At 72.7% G+C, this 4996-nt stretch carries 5 protein-coding genes; all 5 read left to right on the plus strand.

What is annotated here, in order from left to right; genetic code table 11:
* Positions 1–621 (plus strand): MBL fold metallo-hydrolase (locus ACZ63F_RS42730; protein ID WP_469719463.1); only part of this gene is annotated, 621 nt, incomplete at its 5' end.
* A gap of 107 nt (positions 622–728) precedes the next feature.
* Complete coding sequence (locus tag ACZ63F_RS42735) at positions 729–1358, plus strand: antibiotic biosynthesis monooxygenase family protein (RefSeq protein WP_351959309.1); 630 nt, start codon at positions 729–731, stop codon at positions 1356–1358.
* 91 nt (positions 1359–1449) lie between these two features.
* Entirely contained in the window at positions 1450–3159 is a 1710-nt protein-coding gene (locus ACZ63F_RS42740) for an NAD(P)/FAD-dependent oxidoreductase (RefSeq protein WP_469719464.1), read from the plus strand.
* Positions 3156–3680, plus strand: coding sequence for a flavin reductase family protein (locus tag ACZ63F_RS42745; RefSeq protein ID WP_352367330.1), 525 nt, complete (start codon positions 3156–3158; stop codon positions 3678–3680). Before ACZ63F_RS42740 ends, ACZ63F_RS42745 begins: the two co-directional genes overlap by 4 nt.
* Before the next feature lie 50 nt (positions 3681–3730).
* Positions 3731–4879, plus strand: coding sequence for an acyl-CoA dehydrogenase family protein (locus ACZ63F_RS42750; RefSeq protein ID WP_469719466.1), 1149 nt, complete (start codon positions 3731–3733; stop codon positions 4877–4879).
* Positions 4880–4996 lie beyond the last annotated feature (117 nt).

Raw genomic sequence — 4996 nt, forward strand, 5'->3', positions numbered from 1 at the left:
CAGAAGAACCCCCCCCCCCCCCCCCCCCCCCCCCCCCCCCCCCCTCCCCCCCTCCTCCCCCCCCCCCCCCCCCCCCCCCCCCCCCCCCAGGTCACCTTCGCCGAGGAACTCACGCTCCGCGTCGGCGAGCGGGAGGCGCGGCTGCGCGCCTTCGGCCCCGCGCACAGCTCCTGCGACACGGTGGTGTGGCTGCCGGACAGCCGGGTGCTGTTCGCCGGGGACCTGGTGATGAACGCCGTCACCCCGTTCGTGCTGACCGGCTCGGTCCGCGGCCTGCGCGACGCGGTGGCCGGGCTGCGGGCGTTCGAACCGGTCACCGTGGTGCCCGGGCACGGCCCGGTCGGCGGCCCGGAGCTGCTGGAGACGACCGAGCGCTACCTGGCCCGGCTGCTGGACCTGGCCCAGGCCGGCCTCGCCGAGGGGCTGGACCCGCTGACGGTGGCCCGCACCGCCGACCTCGGCGAGTTCGCTGCTTTCCTGGACTCCGAACGGCTGGTGCCCAACCTGTACCGCGCCTACGGCGAACTGCGCGGCGGACGCCCCGAGGACTTCGCCGGCGTCGACGAGATGGTCCGCGGCATGGCGGAACTGCACGGCGGCTTCCCCGCCTGCCACGCCTGACGACCCACGTCTGACGACCCACGCCTGACGACCGCTGACGACTGACGCACGCCTGACGACTGACACAACGACTCCCACGGGACGCCCCGCGGGGAGAGGACGGACACGTGAGCACGGAGCACGAGAGCGGCCCGGTCACCCTGATCGCGGTACTCGAAGCGCCGGTCGAGAACACCGGGGAGTTCATCGAGGGCTGGCGCGCGCATCTGGAACGGCTGCGCACCGCGCCCGGCTTCCGCGGCGCCCGCCTGCACCGGGCGCTGCGCGGCGAGCACCGCTTCCAGCTGGTCGCGGTCGCCGACTGGGCGGACGCCGCGGACCTGGCCGCCGCGGCGGCCGGCGAGCAGGAGGGGCCGGGCGCGGAGAAGTACGCCAAGACCGTTCACCGGGGGGTCTACCGGGTGATCGCCGAAGCCGCCTCCGAGGAGCGGCCGGACGGCGCAGGCGTGACCATGGTCAACCTCTTCGAGCTGCCGAACGAGCGGGTCGAGGAGTTCCTCGGTGCCTGGCGGCCCCGGGCGCAGCGGGCCAGTGAGTCACCGGGCTTCGTCGACTTCCGCATGCACCGGGCGGTCTCCGATGCTTCGTTGCCGCTGGTGAACGTCGCGCACTACGCCAGTGTCGAGGTGTGGAAGGCGTTGCAGGCCGACCCGGAGTTCCAGGCCCGAAAGGCCGTCAACCCGCCGTACGCCACGGCCAATCCCGGCCTGTTCGAGGTGGTCGCCGAGGTGCTCTGACCCTCGGCCGGGCCGCTTCCACGCGGGCTTGAGCGGGCCGCGAGCGCGCCCCCACAGACTTCATGACGACTTGTTACCAGCAGGAGGAGCGATGGTGGATCAGGCTACGACCGATGTGGTGATCCTCGGCGGCGGGCTCGCGGGTCTCACGCTCGCGGTCCAGCTCAAGAACGCCCGTCCGGAGACGGACGTGGTGATCCTCGACAAGCGGGAGGGCCTGGCGCCGGAGGCGGCGTTCAAGGTCGGCGAGTCGACGGTGCCGGCGGGCGCGCACTACTTCGCCGAGATCGTCGCGATGAAGGAGCACTTGGAGAAGTTCCACCTGAAGAAGAACGGCCTGCGGTTCTTCCAGCCCGCGGGCGGCAACCACGACCTCACCAAGCGGATCGAGCTCGGCCCGCGGGAGTTCCCGGCGCACAACAACTACCAGATAGACCGCGGCCGGTTCGAGAACGAGCTGACCCGGATGGCACTGGACGCCGGCGTCGACCTGCGCCAGGGCGCCTCGATCACGGACGTGGAACTGCGCGAGGGCGACGCGGACCACACGGTGTCCTACACCCAGGGCGGCGAACCGCGCACCATCAGCGCCCGCTGGCTCGTCGACGCGGCCGGCCGCGCCCACTTCGTCAAGCGCAAGCTGGGCCTGTCCCGCGAGGTGTCCCACACCATCAACGCCTCCTGGTTCCGCCTCACCGGCGGCATCGACCTGGAGGAGTGGGGCAGGGACGACCCGCGGTGGATGGAGCGGATGAACCGCGCCGGCATCCGGAAGTTCTCCACCAACCACCTGATGGGCGAGGGCTACTGGGTGTGGCTCATCCCGCTGGGCTCGGACCACATCTCGGTCGGCGTCTGCGCCGACCCGCGGATCCATCCGTACGACGAGATCCGGACCTTCGAGAAGGTCCAGGAGTGGCTGCGCGCGCACGAGCCGCAGCTCGCCGAGGTGGTCGACGGCCGCACCGGCGACATCGCGGACTTCATCACCCTGAAGGACTTCGCCTTCAGCACCGACCGGGTGTACTCGCCGGACCGCTGGATGCTGGTCGGCGAGGCCGGTGCCTTCGTGGACGCCTTCTACTCGCCCGGCTCGGACATGATCGGCTACGGCAACAGCGTCACCACCGACCTGGTCGTCCGGGACTTCGCCGGCGAGGAGATCGCCGAGCGGCTGGAGTTCTACAACGACTTCCATCTGCGTACCTTCCGGTTCGTGCTCTCCAAGGTCGAGGACCACTACCCGGCCTTCGGGAACCCCGCGGTGATGGTGCCGAAGCTGTGCTGGGACGCCATGCTCAACCACGTCGGCGTGGTACTGGTCTTCGTCAAGAACCGCTTCCTGGACTACGCCTTCATGCAGCGGGTGCGCGGCGACCTCGAGAAGCTGTACGCGGTCAACGACCGGGTCCAGCAGGTCTTCCGCGACTGGAACGAGCTGGAGAAGGTGGTCACCGACGGCCCGGCCAACGCCTATGTGCCGGCCAAGGCGATCAAGGACAGCCACGCCACCCTCGTGGTCGACTACACCGACGACGAACTGGCCGCCGAGATCTCCCGTGACGTCAGGGTCGCCGAGGCGCTGGCGGTCGCCGTCTTCCACCGGGCCGCCCGCGGACTCGGCGTCACCCCGGATCCGGAGGTGCCGGTCAACCCGTACGCGATCAGCCTGCGTCCCGACGACTGGCAGCGCGACGGCCTGCACACCGGCCCGGTCCTGCTGACCCTGGCCCAGGCGGAGGAGATCTCCGAGGGCAGCCAGGGCCTGTTCGCCGATCCGCTGCTCGACGGTGCGGCATGAGCGAGCGCCACGCGGCGGGCCTGCTGCAGCCGGACCCGGCCCTGGTGGACCCGCAGGCGCTGCGCAGCGTCTGCGCCAACTGGGCCACCGGCGTCACCGTGATCACCAGCGGCAGTACCGAGCGCACCGCGGGCCTGACGGTGAACTCCTTCACCTCGGTCTCTCTCGACCCGGCCCTGATCCTGGTCTGCATCCACAACGACTCGAACGAACTGCCGGTCCTGCGGCGGACCGGCGCCTTCGCGGTGAACATCCTGGCCGCCGACCAGGAGGAGCTGTGCCGGTCCTTCGCCAGCCGGCACACCCGGCACACCGCGAAGGCCGCCACCCGGCCGGGCATCACCGGCGTGCCCGTGCTGCCCGACGCGCTGGCCTACCTGGAGTGCCGGGTCGACCGCGAGGTGGCCGGCGGGGACCACGTGATCGTGATCGGCGAGGTGATCGACCTGGCCGTGCAGCGCGAGGAGGGGCCGCTGACCTTCTTCCGCAACAGCTTCCACCGGCTGCCGGCCGCGTCCTGACCGCACCCGAGCAGTACCCGAGCCGTACCCGAGTAGTGAGGAGAAGACAGATGCCCACCGCCGGGTTGTGCACCGCCGCGACCGCGGTCGCCGCGACCGCCGGCCGCCGAGCCGAGGCCGCCGAGCGGGCCCGTGAACTCGATCCCGCCGTGCTGGAGGAGATCGTCCGGGCGGGTTTCGCCCGGCACTTCGTCCCCGCGGCGGTCGGTGGTACCGCCGGTTCCTTCACCGAGCTGGTGGAGGCAGTCCAGGTGATCGCCGAGGAGTGCCCGGCCAGTTCCTGGTGTGCCTCGCTGATCGCCTCGATCGCCCGGATGGCGGGGGCGTTCCTGCCCGAGCAGGGCCAGGCGAGGATCTGGGCGGCCGGCCCGGACACGGTGCTGGTCGGGTCCGTGACGCCGTTCGGCACCGCCCGGCCGGCCGCCGGGGGCTGGCTGGTCGCCGGCCGCTGGCCGTACATCAGCGGTGTCGCCCACTCGGACTGGGCACTGATGTGCGGCCTGGTGGAGTCCGGGACGGGCAGCGAGGCGCGGCTGTTCGCCCTGCCGCGCTCCGCGTACCGGATCGAGGACACCTGGCACAGCGTCGGCATGGCCGCCACCGGCAGCAACACCCTGGTCCTCGACGAGGTGTTCGTGCCCGAGCACCTCTCCTTCGACCGGGCCGACCTGTTCGCCGGACGCACCGGCGAGGCCTGGGGCGGGGTGGCGGCGGCCTGCCATCGCGCCCCGCTCCAGGCGGTCAACGGGCTGATGTTCGCCGCGCCGGCGGTCGGCGCCGCGCTCGGCATGGTCCGTACCTTCTCGGTGTACTTCGCCGAGAAGGCCGGCCACGCCCCGCAACTGCCCGGCACCACCGGCGTGCAGGGTGTGCGGGGCTCCGCCGAGCAGGCACTGGCCCGCTCGGCCGGCGAGGTGGACGCGGCCCGGCTGCTGCTGGAGCGGGCCGCCCGGCTCGCCGACGAGGGCGCCGCCACCCACCCCCTGGACACCACCCGCAACCTGCGGGACTGCGCCCTGGCCGTCGATCTGTCGGTGACCGCGGTCGACCGGCTGTTCCGCCAGTCCGGCACCCGCGGCCAGGCGGTCTCCGGTTCGATGCAGCGGCTGTGGCGGGACGTCACCGCCATCTCCACGCACGTGGCTCTGCAGTTCGAGCCGGCCGCCCGCGGCTGGGTCGACCAGGTCCTCAAGGCCTGAACCGGGCCGCCCGTACGACGGCAGGGGGGGGGGGGGGGGGGGGGGGGGGGGGGGGGGGGGGGGGGGGGGGGGGGGGGGGGGGGGGGGGGGGGGGGGGGGGGGGGGGGGGGGGGGGGG

The organism is Streptomyces sp. NPDC104761, assembly GCF_055583445.1.